The 20643-nt window shown below is 71.2% G+C and carries 18 protein-coding genes; 6 read left to right on the top strand and 12 right to left on the bottom strand.

Features of this window, described 5'->3' with window-relative positions:
* The first annotated feature begins 118 nt into the window (after window positions 1-118).
* Complete coding sequence (locus F8M74_RS02885) at window positions 119-1639, top strand: hypothetical protein (protein WP_141253611.1); 1521 nt, start codon at window positions 119-121, stop codon at window positions 1637-1639.
* Between the two features lie 136 nt (window positions 1640-1775).
* Entirely contained in the window at window positions 1776-1949 is a 174-nt protein-coding gene (locus F8M74_RS02880) for a hypothetical protein (protein ID WP_228559163.1), read from the top strand.
* 1 nt (window position 1950) lies between these two features.
* On the opposite strand, the gene F8M74_RS02875 is transcribed toward F8M74_RS02880, so the two are convergent.
* The 11 genes from F8M74_RS02875 to F8M74_RS02825 are packed head-to-tail and all read right to left on the bottom strand — an operon-like array spanning window position 1951 to window position 12348.
* Window positions 1951-2850, bottom strand: a complete 900-nt coding sequence (locus F8M74_RS02875; protein WP_141253612.1) for a MerR family transcriptional regulator — start codon at window positions 2848-2850, stop codon at window positions 1951-1953.
* Between the two features lie 15 nt (window positions 2851-2865).
* Window positions 2866-3732: a MerR family transcriptional regulator gene (locus tag F8M74_RS02870; protein WP_141253613.1), complete on the bottom strand. Its 867-nt coding sequence runs from the start codon at window positions 3730-3732 to the stop codon at window positions 2866-2868.
* Window positions 3729-4406: a lysophospholipid acyltransferase family protein gene (locus tag F8M74_RS02865; RefSeq protein WP_011551023.1), complete on the bottom strand. Its 678-nt coding sequence runs from the start codon at window positions 4404-4406 to the stop codon at window positions 3729-3731. Before F8M74_RS02865 ends, F8M74_RS02870 begins: the two co-directional genes overlap by 4 nt.
* Window positions 4403-4753, bottom strand: coding sequence for a lycopene cyclase domain-containing protein (locus F8M74_RS02860; RefSeq protein ID WP_011551022.1), 351 nt, complete (start codon window positions 4751-4753; stop codon window positions 4403-4405). Before F8M74_RS02860 ends, F8M74_RS02865 begins: the two co-directional genes overlap by 4 nt.
* Window positions 4750-5136, bottom strand: coding sequence for a lycopene cyclase domain-containing protein (locus F8M74_RS02855; protein ID WP_141253614.1), 387 nt, complete (start codon window positions 5134-5136; stop codon window positions 4750-4752). Before F8M74_RS02855 ends, F8M74_RS02860 begins: the two co-directional genes overlap by 4 nt.
* Window positions 5133-6257 (bottom strand): glycosyltransferase, encoded by a 1125-nt coding sequence (locus F8M74_RS02850; RefSeq protein ID WP_141253615.1) that lies wholly within the window; start codon window positions 6255-6257, stop codon window positions 5133-5135. The genes F8M74_RS02855 and F8M74_RS02850 overlap by 4 nt, the downstream gene beginning before the upstream one ends.
* A complete protein-coding gene (locus F8M74_RS02845; RefSeq protein WP_141253616.1) occupies window positions 6254-7180 on the bottom strand; it encodes a carotenoid 1,2-hydratase in 927 nt (308 codons plus the stop codon). The genes F8M74_RS02850 and F8M74_RS02845 overlap by 4 nt, the downstream gene beginning before the upstream one ends.
* A complete protein-coding gene (locus tag F8M74_RS02840; protein ID WP_141253617.1) occupies window positions 7177-8634 on the bottom strand; it encodes an NAD(P)/FAD-dependent oxidoreductase in 1458 nt (485 codons plus the stop codon). Before F8M74_RS02840 ends, F8M74_RS02845 begins: the two co-directional genes overlap by 4 nt.
* A 60-nt stretch (window positions 8635-8694) precedes the next feature.
* Complete coding sequence (locus F8M74_RS02835) at window positions 8695-9705, bottom strand: phytoene/squalene synthase family protein (protein WP_141253618.1); 1011 nt, start codon at window positions 9703-9705, stop codon at window positions 8695-8697.
* The gene (locus F8M74_RS02830) at window positions 9702-11255 is read right to left on the bottom strand and encodes an NAD(P)/FAD-dependent oxidoreductase (protein ID WP_141253619.1); all 1554 of its coding nucleotides are present in this window, start codon (window positions 11253-11255) and stop codon (window positions 9702-9704) included. Before F8M74_RS02830 ends, F8M74_RS02835 begins: the two co-directional genes overlap by 4 nt.
* Window positions 11256-11262: 7 nt before the next feature.
* Window positions 11263-12348 (bottom strand): polyprenyl synthetase family protein, encoded by a 1086-nt coding sequence (locus F8M74_RS02825; protein ID WP_141253620.1) that lies wholly within the window; start codon window positions 12346-12348, stop codon window positions 11263-11265.
* 114 nt (window positions 12349-12462) lie between these two features.
* Between F8M74_RS02825 and F8M74_RS02820 the strand changes: the two genes are divergently transcribed.
* The 4 genes from F8M74_RS02820 to F8M74_RS02805 all read left to right on the top strand — a co-directional run bounded on the left by F8M74_RS02820 (window position 12463) and on the right by F8M74_RS02805 (window position 15757).
* Window positions 12463-13026 (top strand): peroxiredoxin, encoded by a 564-nt coding sequence (locus F8M74_RS02820; RefSeq protein ID WP_171410205.1) that lies wholly within the window; start codon window positions 12463-12465, stop codon window positions 13024-13026.
* Entirely contained in the window at window positions 13023-13928 is a 906-nt protein-coding gene (locus tag F8M74_RS02815; protein WP_141253622.1) for a TIGR01777 family oxidoreductase, read from the top strand. The genes F8M74_RS02820 and F8M74_RS02815 overlap by 4 nt, the downstream gene beginning before the upstream one ends.
* A 9-nt stretch (window positions 13929-13937) precedes the next feature.
* Window positions 13938-15023, top strand: a complete 1086-nt coding sequence (locus F8M74_RS02810) for an alpha/beta hydrolase-fold protein (protein WP_141253623.1) — start codon at window positions 13938-13940, stop codon at window positions 15021-15023.
* A 140-nt stretch (window positions 15024-15163) separates the two neighbouring features.
* The gene (locus F8M74_RS02805) at window positions 15164-15757 is read left to right on the top strand and encodes a hypothetical protein (RefSeq protein WP_228559165.1); all 594 of its coding nucleotides are present in this window, start codon (window positions 15164-15166) and stop codon (window positions 15755-15757) included.
* Window positions 15758-15961: 204 nt separating this feature from the next.
* On the opposite strand, the gene F8M74_RS02800 is transcribed toward F8M74_RS02805, so the two are convergent.
* A complete protein-coding gene (locus F8M74_RS02800) occupies window positions 15962-20335 on the bottom strand; it encodes a chromosome condensation regulator RCC1 (RefSeq protein WP_228559166.1) in 4374 nt (1457 codons plus the stop codon).
* Window positions 20336-20643: the final 308 nt, after the last annotated feature.

Here is a 20643-nt window from a genome sequence, read left to right as displayed (position 1 = left end):
CACCTGAGCGCCGGACACCAATGCACCGGGTGGACACCCCCGATATGGTTGTGAGCGCCGAGCGTTTCGGCCCGACATCCAGGCCGTTTACCTGAGGCACGGCTCTGAGGAGGGTTCGATGCGGCTTCACGGTGCGCTGATGGGACTGGGGCTGATGTGCGCTGGCTGCGCGACGCTGAGCCGGGGTTTCGGCGCCACGGCCAACGAGGACACGGGCGAGTACGAAACGCCGGCAGAAGAGCTGGTGTACATCGTCCCCGCCGAGGACGCGATGATGGTGGCGCGCCGCATCCTGGAAGAGCAGCGCTACGACGTCATGGAGAAGGAAGGCGGGCTGGAGATGTTCTCCTCGGCCCATGAGCCCGGAAAGAACATGCCGGGCCTGCGCACCATCGAGCGCTACTACATCAAGGGCGAGCGGCTGGGGCCGCGGCAGACCGTCGTGCGCGTCTTCCGGCTCAGCTACAACGAGATGGATACCCAACTGGAGATTCCGCCACAGGCGGCGGGCAAGCGGGAGGCGGCCATGTTCGCCGCGCTGGATGCCCATCCATTTGACGCCACGCGGGACGCCTTCACCTACGCAAACGGTCCCAGTGGCCCCCGGGCGGTGCCCATGGAGGACCCGTTCAAGAACGCGCCGGGCATGGAGCGCATGCGAATGGTGCGCGGCGTGCGCGACCTGGACATCGAGCGGACCTTGCTGCAACGGCTGGAGATGGTGCCCGCCCTGGAACTGGTGGGCAGCAACGCGCCCGTGCCCATCCGCTCAGTGACGCCAGAAGGAGGACAGACGGAGCAGGCGCAGCAGGTGCCGGAGTGTGGCACCCCGGTGGACGGCGCCGGCCCGCTGATGGCGCCAGGGCACGTGCTGCTGCTGGCGGACCCCCTGGGCACGCGGGAGTTGCCCACGGCGGCGCTGCGGATGCTCTGTGAAGCCACGGCCCAGGGCCTGCCGGTGACGCTTGCGCTGTCGCTGCCCGCCTCCGAGCAGCCGCTGCTGGAGACCTACCTGGCGAGCCCGGGTCAGCCCCAGGACCTCCAGACCATGATGAGCGAGAGCCCCTTCTGGCGCCGCACCTATCAGGACGGCCGCAGCAGCAGCGCCATGCTCTGGCTCATCGAACAGGCACGCCGGCTGCGCGCCTCTGGCAAGGACATCTCCCTGGTGGCCTTCGACGCCGAGAAGGCCCAGGGCAACGAGCGCGAGGCGGAGATGGCCCGGCACCTGCTGGCCCACCAGCAGACACGCGCCCAGGCCTGGACGCTGGTGCTCGCGGGTGGCACACACGTGCGGACGGCGGGCGTGAACTGGGACAGCGACTATGCGCCGCTGGGAGCGCGGCTGGCCCAGGTCCTCCCGTCGGTGCGCGCGCTCGACGTGGGCTTCACGCGAGGCACGCAGTTCTCCTGCCGCTTCAACGTGTGGGACGCGGTGGAGTGCAACGTGTTCGCCATCAGTCCCACGAAGGAGGTCCGGCAGAAGCCCGACATCGCCTCCGGGGTGCGGCTCTTCCCGCAGCCGCTCGCGGAAGGCTTTCACGGCCGCCTCTACGTGGGGGCGCTGAGCGCGTCACCTCCGGCGCTCCATCGGCGGGCCACCACCGCCGCCCAGACACCGCCCGCCACCACGCCGTAGACACGGCAAGTCCTGCCGGGGTTGGTGAGCCTGCGCTGCGTGCTGCCGGGGCAGTACACCAGCCGAGGCGGGTTGGAACACCACGGGCCCCGCGTGCCTCAGCCACCTGCGCTGGAAGCACCTGACCGCGCCCTGCGTGCCGCTCAATCCCCCCATCTACGATGCGAACGGCGACATCGTGAACGACTGCAGGGACCCGAACACGCCCTACGCCCCGGGCAAGTGCGCGGAGATTTGCGACAACGCAGAGGAGGCCGCCCAGCACTACGGCAGCCGCGTCTTCAACCACTCCGCCATCAACACGCCCTGACTCACGTACCCGCGAGGCGGTCCCAGTCCTCCTCGCCCTGGAAGACGTGCACCGCCAACCGCTCGCACACGGCCTGGTGCGAGCGCGCGGCGGCGCCGCCCACCCAGACGGGCAGTCCTCTGGGCAGCGCCTGCCTCAAACGCGTCAGGGTGTCCTCGAAGGCCTCGGCGCTCCGGCTGGCCACCGTGGACAGCCCCACGAAGTCGGGCCGCAGCGCCAATACCGCGCGGCCCAGGTCCTCCGCGGGAACGCGCTGCCCCAGCAGCGTCACCCGCACACCCAGGTGCCGCAGCCGCAGCGCCGCTCCCAGCAGGCCCATCTCGTGCTCCTCTTCCGGAAAGCACGCCAGGACACCATGCCGGTGCCGCCCCAGGGGCGCCGCGTGCAGCAGGCTCACCAGCCGCGCCCGCACCATCTGCGACACCAGGTGCTCCTGCGCCACCGTCAGCGTGCCCGACTCCCAGCGCTCGCCCACGTCGCAGAGAAGGGGCGCCAGCACTTCATCGAAGGCCTTGAGCGGGGGCAGCGCGGCCAGCACCTCGTCGAGCACGTCCGACACGCGCGGCTGGTCATACGCCTGGGCGGCGGCGAGCACGGACTCCCGCCACGTCTCCGTATGAAGCCGCGCATCCTGGCTGGTACCCCGCCCCGCGACTTCCGCCTCCAGCCCCTCCATCAACTGAGGCAGCAGCTTCGCCGCCTCGCTGATGGCCACGCCTTCGTCGGTCAACCGCTTGAGCTGCTTGAGCACCGCCACGTCCCGGTCCGTATAGGCGCGGTAGCCCGCAGGGGTGCGGCGTGGCGTGAGCACGCCGTAGCGACGCTCCCAGGCCCGGATGAGCTCCACCCGGACTCCTGCCAACTCCGCGGCGATGTTGATTCGATAGGTGCGCTCAGCCATGTCGCTACGGCAAGACTACGGGCGATTCTGAGCGTTGCGCACCTGGTTCCAGATGGCCACCAGCTCTTCCGACGACTCCGCGTACTGCGCGCCGAGCGAGAAAATGGCCTTCAGGTGCTCGCGAGCCCCCAGCCCGCCGACGACCACGGGAAAGGGCGCGCAGGCCCGGAGCGCTTCTTCCAGGACGGACGCGAACTCCTCCGGCGCATGGGCGCGCACGAAGGACAGCGCCACCACGTCCGGCCGCACCTGCACGCAAGCCCCCTGCAGCGCCGCCGCCGGGGTGTCCGCGCCCAGCATCGTCACCCGCCACCCCTTGCGCTTGAGGTGGATGCCCAGCGCCAGCAGGCCGCCTTCATGGTGGTCCCCCGCCGGACAGGCGAGCAGGGCACGGGGGCCGGAAGGCGCGGGGGACAGGGCGTCATACACCTGCCGCAGGCGCTGGCGAATGAGCGCGGAGGCCAGGTGCTCCCGCGCGACGTCCAGCCGCATGCCCATCTCCCGCAGCAGGGGCAGCAGGAAGCCGTCACAGTAGGCCTCCACGTCCATGACGGTCTGCGCGTCATCCAGCACGCGCGTCACCTCGTCCCCTTCCAGCGCCCCCACGGAGGACCAGAAGCGCTCGCTCAGGCGCTCGGCTTCGGGCTGCTCACGCGGCGGCTCCGTCCTCACCTGGGCGATGGCCTCGCTCACCGACAGGCCTTCCTCCTGGATGAGCCGGGCCACACGGCGGACGGCCTCCACCTCCTCGCGCGAATAGACGCGGTAGTTGTTGCCTTCGCTGCGCAGCGGACGCGGGAAGCCGTAGCGCCGCTCCCAGGCGCGCAGCGTCGCCTCACGGATGCCCGTCATGCGCGCGATGGTGCGGATGCGCAACGTCATGACGCCAGCCCCCGGGCCGCGTCCCAGCGCTCCGCCACGCCTCGCGCACCGGACACCCTGCGCGTGAAGCCCTCCATGGACGTCACCGCCGCCAGTCGCCGCACCACCGTCTCCAATCCCTCCTGGAAGACGGACATGTCACCGGGCGGATGCGGGGTGCCCACCTCCAGCAACACGTCTGGACGCTCGTGTTCGAAGAAGCCGTAGCGCACCGCGATGGGCAGGCACTCCACCTTCGACACCCGCGCCAGCAGCTCCACGCCCCGCTCCAGTCGCAGTGGGAGCACGCCGAAAGGGCGGTGCTCGCCCTCCGGGAAGACGAACACCACCGCGCGGGGCTTGCGCAGCAACTCCTTCGCGTAGCGCAGCGACGCCACCGGCGACGTCGCGTCCTTGCGCCGGATGCTGAAGGCACCAATGCGCGTGAGGAAGCGGTAGCGGCGCAGGTTCTCCTCATCCATGAGGCAGTAGCCGTCCCAACCCGCCGTCTGGCAGAGCTGGTTGAGCACGAAGCCGTCCCACCAGTTGGAGTGGTTCAGGTACACCAGCCGGCCCGGACCTCCCGGCGGAAGCGCCCCACGCACCCACAGTCCCCGGAACGCCGAGCGGAACTTCCATCCGATGTACCTGTCCCACGCCCAGCCCAGCGGGCCGCCTTTCGCCGCGTGAATCACGACGCCCGGGCCTCCCCCAGCAGCGCCACCAACCCGGTGAACAGCGCCAGGCCCAGCGACACCAACACGCTGGTAATCAGGAAGAAGACCACCTCTTCCAGCGGCACCACGCCCAGGTACACGCCCAGGTGCTTGCCTTCACCGAAGTTCCAGATGCCAGTGGAGATGGCCAGGTGGTCCGCGATGGACAGGTACAGCCCCATGATGAAGGCCGGCGGCAGCACCGCCTTGAGCACCGCGCCGGAGCGTTCCTTGTAGTGGCGCACCAGCACCACCAACTGGAAGGCGATGACCGGCAGCGTCCAGCCCAACAGGTGGATGAGGTATGCCCACTTCGTCTCCATCATGGCGCCACCTCCCGAGCCGTCAGCGCGCCGTCGCGGCGCTCACCCGTCTCCGCCGTGGGCCGAGTCGCCTGGGCATCCGGCGCCAGTGCACGCGCCAGCCGGGCCTGGGCCCACAGCCCCACCAACAACGTCTGAAGGCCGAAGAAGAGATACTCCTCCAGAGGCAGGTACCCCAGCTTGATGCCCCAGATGCGCTCGGGGTCGAAGCCCCACAGGCCCCACTTCACCGCCAGGTTGTCCCAGGGAGACGTCGCCGCATACACGACGATGAGCAGGAGCCCCATGGGCGCCAGGCTCCTGGCCGTGAAGGTGCGGCGGTAGCGCCACGCCAGGAAGAGAATGGGCACCACCACGAACAGTCCGAGGAATCGCGCGTACGTCATCCCGGTCCTCCACTCAGCTCCGAAGCTACCCGTACCATTCGGCCTCCGGGGCGCAACGCATAGGTCTGCCCTCGCCACGTCACCGTGCCCTGCTGCCACAGCGAGCGCAGGAAAGCAGCCAGCAAGAGCGCTTCGCCCAACAACCAGTCCGTCACCGCGTAGGCCCTCCCCGCGTCCGCCACCGGCGCGTGGAGCCCGGCCAACCGAAGCGCCAGCAAGGTCCGCACGGCCACCAATCCCACCACCGAGCCCGCCAACACGGGCGACCCCAGCGCCGCGGCCAGCACCGTCAGCGGCAGCGTCGGCGTGAAGAGCAGCGGCACCGTGGGATACAGCGCGGGCCGGTGACTGGCCAGCACCTGCATCCAGCGCGTGAAGCGCGACAGGGGCGCCGCCCAGGGCACCTCGGCGTCCAGGGGGACCACCGCCGGGGCGCTGCTCAGCACCACGTCCAGTCCCTGAGCGTGAAGACGTTTGGCCAGCTCCAGGTCCTCGCCGATGTGGTCCGCGAGCCGCCGCAGCGATTCCACGGCCACGGGAGACAAGCCCAAAGCCTTGCCACACACGGCCTTGGCGCCCGCGCTCATCGCATCCAGGGCCCGGAAGCTGTGGTGTGTGTAACGCAGAAGGCCCGCCATGGCCCGGCTCGCGCCGTCCCGAGGCCCTACTGGCAGCGGCGCCGCGGTGCTCAGCGCGGCGCCCACGGCCACTGGCACGGCCAGGCCTTCCACCAGCGCGCCCGTCACCGCCACGTCCGCGTCCACCGACAGCACCACCCGGTCGCCCACGGGCAACACGTCCAGCGCATACAGCAGGTGTCCCACCTTCCGGTTGGGCGTCAGCGGATCGCTGGGAAGCCACCGCACGCCCGGGGCGAGCCGGGGACGGTAGGGCGACACCACCACCTGTTCCAACAGCCCGGCGTAGTCGATGGACTGCGCCAGATTCTCCAGCTCTCGAGGCGTGGGCGCGTCCACCGGGCGCAGCAGCAACACTGGCGGCAGCGCGCCGGGCTGGGGAGCGGCGCCAGCCCGCGCGCGCGACAGACGCACGCACGCCACCGCGCTGAAGCCCGTGGCCACGGCGCACCACACCAGGGACGCGAGGACGAGCGCGCTCATGCCGCCCGTCCCATGCGCGTGCGGAAGTGCGCCATCCAGCGAATGAAGGGCGAGTGGAAGCGACGGAAGTCCGCCACCTCGCCCAGGGAGTCCAGAGGCCCCTGGCGCGCCTCCAGCCGCGCGTAGAAGGGCGACGACTCCAGCAGCTTCGGCTGTCCCACCACCACGTTGCCCGCGTGCAGGCGTGACGGCACGCGCAGGCCCCAGCCGGTGATGTGGGTGGGCCGCGCCTCCACCAACGCGGGGCCCCGTTCGCAGCGCACTCCGCGCGCGCCCGCAACCACTCGCAGCGGCGCGACACCTTCAGGCAGGTGGTAGTCCACCACCGTCTCGTCCTCGCGGTGCGTGCGAGCCCAGTGCCACCCCGACAACCGCGCGCCCAGCAACTCTCCGCCGTGGTTGGTGTCGTGGTAGCCCAGGCCATTCGCCTCGATGCCCAGCGAGGACACCTCCAGCCGTGCCTGCGAACGAGGCGCCAGCGCCTGCCAGTAGTGCGGCAGCCCAGGCATGAGCTGCACCACCTCGCCCACGGGCGTCATCGGCTCCAGCGTCAGGCCCGCGCGCACGGGCCGGCCCCACGGCGCCGTCCCGTCGTCCACGGCCATCCGCACCGTGCCGTCCCCCTCGTACGACAGCGTGGAGCGGCCGATACGCAGCCGGCCCGGGGCATCCAACTCCGCGCGCGCGTACTCGCTGAGGACCCACAGCCGCCGCACACCCGCGTGGTACAGCGCGAAGTTCACCGCGCTGTGCTCCAGCGGCCGTCCGCCCCGCCGCGCCGCCACTGAGTACCGGGGCGAGAACAGCGAGCCCAGCATGAAGATGCACACCGCGCTGTAGGGCCCCGCGGTGACGTCCGCATAGAACCAGCGGTAGGTGCCCGCCGCGTCCGGCAGGGCGGGGAGTTTCGCCAGGCGCATCATGCATCCCCCCGAAGGTGCTGCGAAGCCAGCTCCGCGGCGAAGCGACCGGACAACATCACCAGCGGCACGCCGCCGCCTGGATGCGTTCCGCCGCCCGCGAAGAACAGGCCCGGCGTGTTGCCGCGGATGCGCGGCCGGCGAAAGGGGCCGAACTTCCCGTGCGGCAGGAAGCCGTAGATGGAGCCGCCCGGAGCTCCCTGCGCGGCCAGGTCCACCGGCGAGCGCTGGCCGATGACACGCACGCGCCCCTTGAGCGCCGGGTAGTGCCGACACAAGCGCTCCAGCATCTGCGCCTTCACGCGCTCGGCACCTGCTTCCCAGTCGTGAGTGGCCTGCTCCGCGCCGCGCGCGTCCACGGGCAGCGCGGGCGCGTTCACCATGACGAACAACCCGGTGCGGCCCAGAGGCACCATGCTCTCGTCGGTGGCGGAGGGGTTGCAGAAGTACACCGTCGGGTCGGACGCGAGCTGCCCGCCGAACAGCTCGTCGAACTCGCGCCGGTAGTCACCGCCGAAGAGCACCGTGTGGTGCGGGAGAGCCATGCGGCCCTCCACCTCCAACAGCAACACGAAGCCAGACAGCGCCAGCGGCTCCTCCGCGCGAGCGAGCCGCGCCAGCGGGTCCGCGTTCACCACCACGCTGTCGAAGCGCTCCGTGCCCTCCTGCGGGCCCACCTGGTAGCCCTCGCGCGTGCGCTCGAAGCGAGCCCGCGTGTCCAGGTGGATGCGCACGCCCAGCCGGCGCACGGCCTGCCCCAGCGCATCCACCAGCGCGCCGATGCCGCCGCGGACGTGGTGCACGCCATAGGCATGCTCGATGTGCGGAATCAGCGCGAAGGCGGCGCTGGCCTCGTAGGGTGACGCGCCCGTGTACGTGGCGAAGCGGCCCACGTACTGCCGCAGGTGGTCCGTCTTGAAGTGCCGGGCCGCCAGTTCGTGCAGCGTGCCCATCTTCATCCCCGCCATGACGGCCCCCACGCCGCGCTTCGCCACGCGCGTCATGAAGCCAGCCATGCCCTCGAAGGGGGCCTCCAGGTATGGCTCGCCCGCGGCCCGCCAGATGGCCGCAGCCTCCGTGTAGAAGCCGCGGATGCCGTCGCGCTCACCCGGGCGGACACCCGCCGCGCTCTCCGCCATCCGCTCCACGTCCTTGTAGGCCGTGAAGTCGCACCCGTCCTCGAAGCGGTAGGCGCACTGCGGCTCCAGCTCCGTGAAGCGCGGCAGCAGGTCCTCGGCGCCCAGTTGCTGAAAGGTGCCACGCACCAGGTGCGGCAACGTCAGCAACGTGGGCCCCGTGTCCAGGGTGATGCCATTCACGGTGACGGCCTGGGCCTTGCCGCCCAGCGAGGCGCCTCGCTCGAACAGCGTCACCTCATGCCCGTCCTTCGCCAGCAGCCCGGCGGCCGTCAGTCCACCGATGCCGCCGCCCACCACCGCGACGCGGGTGCGCTTCATGCTCCACCTCCCATGCGCAGCCGAAGCTCCGTCTTCATTCCATCGCCACGCATGACGCCCTCACCCTCCCGTCCCGGTGGGAAGCAGCGGCATGCGCACCTCGCCCTGGGGGACGGGCAGCACCGCGGCGGGCCGCACCATGGCCGCGGAAGCCAGCGCGAGCTTGCGGCGCGTCGTCACATGGGCCCGGGCGCTGAACACGTCGTAGTCGCGCGCTTCAATGTCGCGCAGGATGTCGCCGTAGATGGCGCCCATCAGCCGCACCATCCGCTGACTGCCGAAGCCCGTCAGGTAGCGCACCCCGGCCGCCGCCCGCGCGTAGTACGCCCGCGAGCGCTCCACCTGGAAGCGCATGAAGGACCGCCAGCGCGCGTCCACCTGTCCGCGCCGCAAGTCATCCTCCGACAATCCGAAGGCGGCCAGCTCCTCGGCGGGCAGGTACACCCGGCCGCGCTCCAGGTCCTCGCGCACGTCGCGGAGGATGTTGGTGAGCTGCATGGCCCGGCCCAGGTCGGCCGCGGGCTCCACCGCCGCCGCATCCGAGCACCCCAGCACCGGCGTCAGCATCAGCCCCACCACACCCGCCACGCGGTAGCAGTAGAGGTCCAGCTCCGCCCAGGTTGCGTAGCGGTGCTTCGTCAGGTCCATCTCCATGCCGGAGATGAGGTCCTGGAAGGGCTGCTCCGGAATCCGGAAGTGGCGCACCGTGTGCTCGAGCGCGGCGAACTCCCGCGCGTCCCACAACGTCGCGGCCTCGCTGCCCTTCACCCGGTCCGCGGGCGGGCCCAGCTCGCGCGAGGCCAGCTCCGGCATGGGCAGGTACAGCTCCGCCACGCGCTGCCGCGCCCGCGCCAGCCGCACCGGCAAGGCATCGGCCGCGCTCGCCGCGTCGTCCCCGTCCACCATGTCGTCCAGGCGCCGGCAGAAGGCGTAGAGCGCGAACGCCGCCTTCCGCCGCAAGCCGAAGAGCAGGTACGAGGCGAAGAAGAAGCTCTTGGCGTGATGACGCGTCACCTGCTTCGCCAGCACATAGCCGCGCTCCACCAGCGCCTTGTCGACAGGCGGGCTCACGCGGCCACCCCTTCCAACGGCGTGGCGGCGGCCGTCCGAGGCGACAGCGAAACGCCCTGCGCGTGGGCCCACGTCATCAGCCGCTCCGTTACCAGCCGCGCGGAGATGAGCACCGTGGGCAGCCCCGTCCCCGGCTGCGTGGAAGCACCGACGAAGAAGAGGTTCTTCACCCGCGCGTCCTGGTTGGACGGACGGAAGGGGCCAATCTGCGTGAAGTTCTGGGACAGGCCGAAGGCGCTGCCACGCGCCAGATTGAAGGTGCCGGCCCAGTCATCCGGGGTGAAGACGCGCTCCACCTCGATGTCCGACTCCAGCGACGGGAAGCCCAGCTCCGCCATGCGCGCGAAGAACTTCGCGCGCACCCTGGGCCCCTCCACCTTCCAGTCCAGGTCCGGGTGCTGGTGCGGCACGGGCACCAGCACATAGAGCGCGTCCTTGCCCTCGGGTGCCAGGGACGTGTCGGTGCGCGTGGGCGCGTTGACGTAGAAGCTGGGGTCCTCCGGCACGCGGAAGCGCTCGAAGATGTCGTCGAAGGAGCCCTTGTAGTCCCGGCCGAACACCACGTTGTGGTGCAAGAGCTCCGGGTAGCGCCGCTTCATGCCCAGGTAGAGCATGTAGCCGCTGGACGTGTAGCGCAGCTTCTCCTTGCGCTTGAGCGTCGTCGCCTTCGGGTCCAGCAGCTTCTCGTACGCGTAGGGCAGGTCCGCGTTGCACAGCACCGCGTCCGCCTCCACCACCTCGCCGCCCTCCATCCGCACGCCTTGAGTACGGCCGCCATCGGTGAGGATGCGCTCCACGGGCGCGCCGTAGTGGAAGCGCACACCCTCCTCGCGCGCCAGCCGCTCCAGGGCCTGGGGAATGGCGTACAGGCCGCCCTTGGGGAACCAGATGCCCACACCCAGCTCGGCGAAGGGCAGCAGGCCGTACACCGCGGGCGACGCGTAGGGCGACACGCCCAGGTACATCGTCTGGAAGGTCATCGCCGCGCGCAGCCGCTCGTCCTGGAAGAAGCGGCTGACGTCCCCGTACATACGGCGGTGGGCGCGTACCTGGAAGATGCGCGCGAGCACGCGCGGCGAGAGGTAGTCGCGCAGGCCCGCGTAGTTGCGCCCCACCAGGTGGTCCAGGCTCGTTCGGTACTGGACGCGGCCCTGGGCCAGGAAGGCGAGGTAGCGCGCATAGCTGCCGGGCTCCACGCGCTCCAACTCGCGGCCCATGGCGCACAGCTCTGACGTGAAGGTGACATCCGAACCGTCCCGGAAGTGGACCCGATAGTTCGGGTCGCACTTGAGCAGCGTCAGGTAGTCCTCGATGCGGCGGCCCACCGCGCGGAAGGTCTCCTCGAACACCTCCGGCATCAGCACGATGGTGGGGCCCAGGTCCCACGTGAAGCCATCCACCTGCAATCGGTTGCAGCGCCCGCCCGGTCCCTGCGTCTTCTCGAAGACCTGGACGTCGAAGCCCTGGTGCGCCAGCCGGGCAGCGGCGGCCAGCCCGCCCACGCCCGCGCCCACCACCACGATGCGCCTGCCCTGTGTCGATGCACGCATGGCGTCCTCAGGCGGTGCGGTGGGCCAGCCGGGCGATGAGCGCGTCGAGCAGCTCTCTCACACCGTTGGGATTGGGCAGCGACTGCAACGAGCGGCGGGCGGCCCGGGAGGCACGCACCACCATGCGCTCACACGCGGCCCGGCCTCCGCAGGACTCCACCAGCGCGCGGGCCCGCGCCAGCGCCGCGGCGTCCTTCTGCTCCACCGGCAGCGCCCACAGCGCCTCCAGCTCCGTGCGCTCGGCCTCGGAGGCGCGCGCGAAGGCGGCCAGCACTGGAAAGGTTCGCTTGCCTTGGAGGAAGTCGCCGTCAGCGGCCTTGCCAGCGACGTTGGAATCACCAAAAAGGCCCAGCAAATCGTCCCGAAGCTGGTAGGCAAGACCGACGTGACGGCCCACGCGCTCCAACCCCTCCACCAAGCCGCTGCTGGCACCGCCGAGCATGGCCCCGCACACCAGCGGGGCGCAGAAGCCGTAGCGCGCCGTCTTGAGATGCGCCACGCGCAGCGCCTGGAAGAGCGTCACCTCCGCCAGCGGCGCGCGGCCCAGGTCCAGGTCCAGGTACTGCCCGGCCGCCGTGTGACGGCACACGCCCAGGTAGTACTGCACCACGCCCGCGACGCCCGTCAGCCCCGAGCCCAGCATGGCCTCCAGGGCGCGCGCGAAGAGGTGGTCTCCCACCACCACGGCCAGGTCCTCACCCGCGCGTCCAGGCGCCAGCATCCGGTGCAGGGACGCTGCGCCCCGCCGCAGCTCCGCCTGATCCGCCACGTCGTCGTGGATGAGGAGGAAGGTGTGCAGCAGCTCCTGCCCAGCGGCGAAGCGCCACAACCCGGAGGGCACCACCGCGCTCCCACGCGCCAGGCAGTGTCCGGCCATCACCAGCGCGGGGCGGAGCCGCTTGGCGGGCCGCAAGGTATAGGCCCGGGCCTGTGTCAGCGCCTGTGTCCAACGAACGTCCAGGCCGACCTCGTCGGGAAGTTCGAACAACTCCGCCAGCGAGGTCTCCACCTCCGCCTGGACCAGTTGCAGCCAGGCCTGCTCCAGAGGAAGCAGGCTCGTCGGCGGCCGCGCATCGGAAAGCGTGAGTGCCATGCTTCTTTCCTCCGAAGAACCTGTTCCTTTGCTTCCTAGAGGTAGCGTTTGCGTCCAGAGCTTGTCAAGGGTATGTCTAAGGTTCGCGATAACCTTGTACACAGAGGTCCCCTCATGAAGGCGTGGATCGCAGGTGCGCTCTCCATCTCCCTGGCAGCGGGAAGCGCCCTGGGCGCGGCGCCGTCCACCGAGCCGGTGGACGCGACGTTACGCACCTCCGCGGGAAAGGAGGTCCGGCTTTCCAAGTGGCGAGGAAAACCGGTCATCCTGTTCTACGAAGACAAGGATTCGACCAAGCTCAACTCGACCCTGAAGAAGGAGCTGTTCGCCCGAGGGCAGGAGCGCGGAATCCTGGATGCGGCCTGGGTGCTGGCGATCGCAAACCTTCAGAATTTCGACTTTTTCCCGGCCCGGCAGATTGCCCTCTCCTTCGTCCGGGACGAGGAGAAGAAGGTGGGCGTGCCTATCCTGGTGGATATGGATGGAGAGATGGGAAAGGCACCGTGGAAGCTGCCGGTGAAAACGTCCAACATCGTGCTGCTGGACGCCGAAGGGGCCCTGGTCTACCGGCACTCCGGCCGGATGAAGCCGGATGAGCTGATGACCTTCTTCGCCGTCCTGAGCCGCCTGGTGGGCGTGGACCTGAACGCGCCGGCGCCCTCGGAGCCCTCCCCGTGAAGGTGGCCGTCACCGGCGCGAGCGGCTTCCTGGGTCCAGGGCTTGTCCAAGGTTTGTTGGAGCGTGGACACCAGGTCCACGTCCTGGCCCGGAACGTTGAACACGCCCTGGCCCGCCTGCCCGCCGGCGTGACGGGAGCGCGCTTCGACGCCAGCTCGCCGCTGCCGCCCGAGGCCCTGGCGGACGCGGAGGCCGTCGTGCACCTGGCGGGCGAGCCGGTGGCCCAGCGCTGGACGCAGGAAGGCAAGCACCGCATCCACGACAGCCGGGTGCTGGGCACGCGCGCGCTAGTGGCGGCGATGCGGGGCGCGGGCACGGTGCGGCGCTTCGTATCGGCGTCCGCCATCGGCTACTACGGCGGCACGCGCGGCGCGGAGCCGCTGACGGAGGAGAGCCCTCCGGGTGACGACTTCCTGGCCCGCGTGTGCGTGGACTGGGAGGCGGAGGCGATGCAGGCGCGCGAGTCCAGCATCCCCACGGCGGTGGTGCGCATGGGCGTGGTGCTGCACCCGGAGGGGGGCGCCCTCCACAAGATGCTGCCACCCTTCCGCGTGGGCGCTGGCGGCCCGGTGGGCAGCGGCGAGCAGTTCGTGAGCTGGGTGCACCGCGAGGACGCCAGGGATTTGCTCCTCTTCCTGCTGGCCCATCCCCAGGTGGAGGGCATGGTGAACGCCACCGCGCCCACGCCGGTGACGAACGCCTTCTTCGCGCACACGCTGGGCCACGTGCTGGGCCGGCCGTCCCTGGTGCGGATGCCCGCGTTCATGCTCAAGGCGGCGCTGGGAGAGATGGCGAAGTTGGTGCTGGAGGGCCAGCGCGTGCTGCCCCAGCGCGCCCATGAGGCGGGCTTCGTGTTCCGGTACCCGGAGTTGGAGGGCGCGCTGCGCGACCTGCTGGCCTAGGGTGCGCGGATGGACGCGAAGACACTGGAGGCGCGGGCCCGCGCCGAGGGAACGCCCGTCATCGAATCGGACACCGCCACCTTCGTGTGGCGAGGCCGGGGCCCCATCTGCCTCCAAGGTGACTTCCAGGACTGGCGCGGCAAGCCGCTGCCCTTCAAGCGCGTGGCGCCCGGACTGTGGGCTCGCACGCTGACGCTGCCCGCGGATGCCTACGTCGAATACGCGCTGGAGGACCCGCGCGGCCAGCGCATGGAGGACCCGCTCAACCGCCACCCTTCCGACAACGGCTTTGGCGGCATCAACCACTCGTTCCACATGCCCCTGGCCCGCTCGTCCCTGCCCGCCCGGCACCCGCGCGGCGCGCCTCGGGGCCGCGTCACCCGGCACGTGGTGGACACAGGAGACGTGGACCTGCCGGGCCAGCGCCGGGTGTACCTGTACGCGCCGCCCACGGACGCGCCAGTGCCCTTGGTGGTGGTGTACGACGGCGAGGACTATCTGCGCCGCGTCCGCCTTCCGGAGCTGGTGGACACCCTGGTGGCCGAAGGCCGCATGCGCCCGGTGGCCCTGGCGCTCGTGTGCAATGGCGGTGAGACACGCAGCATGGAGTACGCCTGCAGCGAGTACACGGTGGGGCTGTTGAAGTGGAAGGTGCTGCCGCTGGCTCGCCAGAAGCTGTCGCTGGTGGACGAGCGGCGCAGCCCCGGTGCCCACGCGGTGCTGGGGGCCTCGCTGGGCGGGTTGATGGCGCTCTACACCGGCCTGCGCATGCCGGACGTCTTCGGCCGGGTGCTGTCGCAGTCCGGGGCCTTCGCGGTGGAGGGCCATGACTTCGTCGTCTTCGACCTGGCGCGGCCCCCACCCCGCCGCCCGCTGGACGTCTGGCTGGACTGCGGCCGCTTCGAGGGCTTGCTGGAGGGCAACCGCCGCATCGCTCCCGTGCTCTCAGAAGCCGGGCATCAGGTGGAACTCCGGGAGTACAGCGGTGGACACAACTACCCTGCGTGGCGTGAGGACCTGGTCCACGGCCTGGAGCGCCACTTCCCTCCCCCGCCCGCCAAGCGCCGGGAGTCATTGCGTTTTTCCGGGCGATGACGTGGGCGCGCCCGCCGTGCGGGGACACTCCGGCGGACGCACGTTAGAGGTGGGACGCAACTGGAGCCACACCGCGCCCGATAACCTACATGGGAATTCCCGGAGCTCTGTCCGCACCGGGCCCCATCCCTGGAGCCCCCATGTCTCGCATTGATGGTGGTAACCGTCCGTCCTCGCCCAAGGGCCCGGCGCATGAGCGCGCCAGCGCTCCGGAGCAGCGGCCGGCCTCCGGCACCGCCACCCAGGGGACGAAGGGTGTCCAGGCGCACCGCACGGTGCAGACGTTCCAGGGCCGCAGCGACTTCGAGCCCGACCGGCGCCCCGCCCAGCGCGGCGTGACGGCGCCGCCTCCGGATGCCACCGCCATCGCGGGCGCTGACGCGGAGCTGGAGCTGCTCTCCGAGTTTCCCGACCAGGCGGATGCCCAGGGCGGGCTCGCCTCCGCCATGCTGCACGCGCACGCGAACGAGCCCGCCTCGCAGGCCCGCATCGTCGAGCGCCTGAAGCAGGACGGCCGCCTGGAGTCGCTCTTCGGCGAGGTGTTCCGCGAGGGCAATCCCTACGTCGAGCAGCCGCACCGCAACGCCGTCGTGCGCGCGCTGGGGACCGCCATGGCGCGGGGCACGGTGACGTCCGACGACCTGCGCGCCTTCGCTCGCGGCGCCTACGCGCAGGAGTGGCGGCAGATCGGCTCCGAGCTGACGACGCCCCGCCCGCTCACGGAGAAGCCATAGCGCACGCGCCGGATGCACCCATGAAAGCTCCTCGTCGACGCACCCCCGTCGCGGGTCGCAGGAAAACCATCAGCCGACGCTCCCGCCCGGCCCGGCGCGCGCATGGCACGTACCGGGCCCGGCTCAGGACGCGCCCGCCCAAGAAGTACCGGGTGCGGATGCGGACCGCCCGCCTCACGCTCTGAACAGGCCCTGATGCCCGGCTCAGGGCAGCGCCACCTGCCCGGGTGACGAGCGCTGCCCCGCGGCGCCCAGGCCCAACGAGCCGTAGAGGCTGGAGCCCCAGCTCAGCACCGTGCCGTCGCGCTTCATGGCCAGGGAGAACTCCGCCCCGCCCGACACCACGGTGACGTCCGACAGCTCCCGCACGCGCAGGGGCTCCGTCCGGTTCGTGTTGTCCCCCAGCCCCAGCTGGCCGTGCGAGTTACGCCCCCACGTCCACACCGTGCCCTTGAGCGCCACGGCGAACGTATGGCGAGCCCCCGCGCCCACGGCGGACACCGCGGACAGGTTCGGCACCGGCTGGGGCACCAGGCGCATCCGCGTGCCGCTGGTGCCGTCCCCCAACTGACCGAACGCGTTGTCGCCCCACGTCCACACGGTGCCGTCGCCCCGCAGCGCCACCGTGTGCGTCGCGCCCGCGCGCACGTCCACCACGCCGTCCATGCCCTTCACCACCACGCGCGAATAGCGGGTGGTGCCGGTGCCGTCTCCCAACTGGCCCGACGCGTTGTTGCCCCACGCGGACAGGGTGCCGTCCGAGTGCAGCGCCAGCGAGTAGTGGTCTCCGCCCGCCACGGCCACCACGCCCTCCAGCCCCTCCACCCGGATGGGCAGGGAGCGCGACTCCGCGGTGCCGTCACCCAGCTGGCCGAACGCGTTGTAGCCCCACGTCCACACCGAGCCGTCCGAGCGCACCGCCATCGCGTGGTAGCCCCCCGAGCCAATGGCCACCACGTCCCCCAACCCGGCCACCTGCACCGGCTTGGTGCGCGGAGTGGACGTGCCATCCCCGAGCTGACCGAAGCCATTGGCGCCCCACGCCCAGACGGTGCCGTCACTGCGCAGCGCCAGCGAGTGCCAGGCGCCCGAGGACACGGCCACCACGCTCGCCAATCCATGCACCGCCAAGGGCACCGCGCGTCGCGTGGTGGTGCCGTCTCCCAACTGGCCGAACGCGTTGTCGCCCCACGTCTGCACGGTGCCGTCCGACATTTGCACCACCGCGTGCTGGCCCCAGGCGCGCACGGTGCGCACGGGCGGTCGGATTTTCGGCCCGTCGATTTTCACCGCCATCGGCGTCAGCTGCGGGCCCGTCTTCCCATCACCGAGCTGGCCGTACTCGTTGCTGCCCCAGGCGCGGGCGGTACCGTCCAGCAGCACGGCCACGGTGTACTGCTCTCCCGCGGCCACCGCCTCCACGCCTTGCAGCTCCGGCACCTGCCGGGGCCACATCCACGTCGGCGAGGACGAGCCATTCCCCAGCTGCCCCAGCGTGTTGTCGCCCCACGTCCACACCGTGCCGTCGGACTGCAGGGCCACCACGTGGTGGGCCCCCGCGGACATGGCGCGGATGCCCTTCACGGAGGCCACCTGCTTGGGCACGCTCCGCGCCTGGTTGGTGCCATCGCCCAGCTGGCCGGACGGGTTCGCGCCCCATGCCCACGCGGTGCCGTCGTCGCGCACCGCCACCGAGAAGGCGCGCCCGGCCGCCACGGACGCCACACGCTCCAGCCCCTTCACGCGCACCGGCGTCAGGCTCGGCGCGGTGCCACCCTCTCCCAGCTGGCCCGAGCCATTCGCGCCCCAGGCCCACAACGCGCCGTCCTCGCCCACCGCCAGGGTGTGCGTTTCGCCAACGGCCACGGCCACCACGTTGGAGAGGTGCCCGAGGTGGGCCGGCAGGGCGCGGTCCGTGGTGGTGCCGTCCCCCAGCTGGCCGCTGGCGTTGCCGCCCCAGCTCCACACGGAGCCATCCGCGCGCAGCGCCACCGACGCGTCTCCACCCGCCGCCAGCGCCACCACGCCCCGAAGTCCCACCACCAGCCCCGGCGTCACGCGCGGGGTGGTGGTGCCATCTCCCAGCTGCCCCCGCCCGTTCGCGCCCCACGCCCAGACGGTGCCGTCACACGCCAGCGCCAGCGAGTGCTGTACGCCACTGGCGACCGAGCGGACACAGGGCACGCCACGCACGGACACCGGACCCGCGCGGTGGGTGGAGGTGCCGTCGCCCAGCTGGCCCGAGCCATTCTCGCCCCAGGCCATCACCGTGCCATCGGCGCGCACCATCAGCGTGTGCGCGCGGCCGACGGACAACCGGTCCACGCGGCCAATGCCACGCACCTGCACTGGCAGGGCGCTCCACCCCGCGGCGCCCAGGCCCAGCTGGCCGAAGCGATTGTAGCCCCACCCGCGCAACGTCCCATCCGCGTGCAGCGCGAGCACGTGCAGGTGGCTGGGGTGGAGCGCCTGGATGCCAGTCAGGCCGGGGATGAGGGCGGGCCGCACGCGCGAGGTGAGCGTTCCGTCTCCGAGCTGGCCGTAACCGTTGTAGCCCCACGCGCGCACCGTGCCATCGCCTTGCAATGCCATGGAGTGGGAGCGGCCACCGCTGACCGCGGTGATGCCCTGCAGCCCCGGCACTTGCACCGGACGGAAGCGGTCCGCCCAGGAGCCGTCCCCGAGCTGCCCTTCACCATTGTCGCCCCACGCCCACACCGTGCCGTCGCCGCGCACGGCCAGCGCATGCGCGGAGCCCGCCGCCACGCGGGTGACGTTCGCCAGTCCCTCCACACGCACCGGACTCAGTCGCTGCACGCCACCGCCGTCCCCCAACTGTCCCTCGAAGCCCTCGCCCCATGTCCACACCGTGCCGTCGGACTGCAGGGCCATGGAGAAGTACGAACCGGCGGCCACCGCCACCACCGCACCGAGCCCCGACACGCGCACCGGCGTCAACCGGTCCACCGTCGTGCCGTCCCCCAACTGCCCCAGCGCGTTGTAGCCCCAGGCCCACACGCTGCCGTCACTGCGCAGCGCCAGGACGTGACTGCCGCCCGCGGCCACCGCCGTCACCGACGTCAGGCCCGACACCGCGACGGGCCGGGCGCGGTCGGTGGTGGTGCCATCCCCCAGCTGTCCGGCGGCGTTGCGCCCCCAGGCCCAGACCGCCCCATCCATGCCCACGGCGAGCGAATGGTGGGCGGCCGAAGCGACGCTGCGAACGCCGCCGAGCCCCTCCACGCGCACCGCGGCGTGGCGCTCGGCGGTGCTGCCATCACCCAGCTGCCCATAGGTGTTGCGGCCCCAGGCCCAGACGGAGCCATCCCCCAGCGCGACCAGGGAGTGGAAGCTGCCCGTCGCCATCGACGTCACGCCCGCCAGGCGCATCACCGGCGCGGGCACCACGTGGCGCTCGGAGCCGCCGTGGCCCAACTGGCCCGACTGGCCTCCGCCCCAGGCCCAGAGCGTGCCGTCTTTTCGCAGGGCCAGCGCGTGCTGCGCGCCGCCCACCACCGAGGCCACCGCATTCAACCCCGACACCTGTCCCGGCGTGGCGCGGTCGGTGGTGTCTCCATCGCCCAGCTGGCCGGAGCCATTGGCCCCCCACGCGAACACGGCGCCCGTTTCGAGCAGCGCCAGCGAATCCGAGTCCATGGAGGCCACGGCCTTCACCCGCTCGAGTCCCGGCACCTGCATGGGTACGGCGCGGTCATTCCACGTGCCATCACCGAGCTGCCCGGAGGCATTGCTGCCCCATGTCCACACGCTGCCGTCCTTGCCCAGCGCCAGCGCGTGGTAGGTGCCCGCCGTCACCTCGGTGATGCCGCTGAGCTCGGAGACCTTCACGGGAGCCAGGCGCTGGGTGAAGGTACCGTCGCCCAGCTGGCCGGAGCCGTTGGAGCCCCACGCGCGCACCGTGCCGTCCTCGAGCACGGCCAGCGTGAAGTCGAAGCCCGCGGCGAGCGCGACCACGCCCTTCAACCCGGGAACCTGTTCGGGCGTGAGCCCCGGCTGCGTGTGTCCCCGGCCGAGCTGTCCGTGGAAGTTCGTCCCCCACGCCCACACCGTTCCGTCCTCGCGCAGCGCCAGCGAGTGGAAGTCTCCGGCGGCCACCGCCACCACGCTGTCCAGGCCGGCCACCCGCATCGGCGTCGCGCGGTCGGTGGTGGTGCCATCACCGAGCTGCCCGGAGCTGTTACCGCCCCACGTCCACACCGAGCCATCCGCGCCCATTGCGAGCGAGTGGGCTTCTCCGGACACCACCGACACGATGTCCTCCAGCGCCGCCAGCCGCACCGGCGCCAGTCCCTGGAGGGACGTCTCCGCCCCGCCAAGCTGGCCGGAGCCATTGCCGCCCCAGGCCCACACGTCGCCTCCGGGTGACAAATACAGCGAGTGCTGGGCGCCCGCGGCGATGCGCATCGGCGGAGCCGTGACGACCACTCGCTGGGTGCGCGTGGCGTGTGGAGTCTCCGGCATGGCGAGCTCCCCCGAGGGCTCGCAGCCAACCATCAGCAGGGCGCTCAACAGGCACGTCAACAGGCGGCGCGTTCCCGCCATCATGTCAGGGGGCATGGGGGTCTCCTCGATGAGGTGGTGCATGCGCGTCAGCCAGGCGGTTCGCCGTTACACACGCGGCGCCCCTTCAGTGGCTTTCGGGCAGGCCGGTGTCTACGGCCAACACGCTGTCACTTGTATCGCGAGAACGGCTCAGGCGCGCTCTTGGCCGCATGCTGCAATCGCATGCGACGTGGGTTCGGGTCGCGATTGCCCCAGCTGCGAACACCCCGCGCGGATTGATGCGATGTCCGTGTACGAGGTGTTCACATTTCTTCACGCCGGATTGCATTGCAGCGCGTCGCGCACGGGTCAGGATGGCGCAC

The organism is Myxococcus sp. CA023 (genome assembly GCF_010998615.1).
In the GTDB taxonomy this organism is placed as follows: Bacteria; Myxococcota; Myxococcia; order Myxococcales; family Myxococcaceae; genus Myxococcus.
The sequence above is the reverse complement of the archived record's forward strand: the minus strand, read 5'-3'. Positions and strand labels throughout refer to the sequence as shown.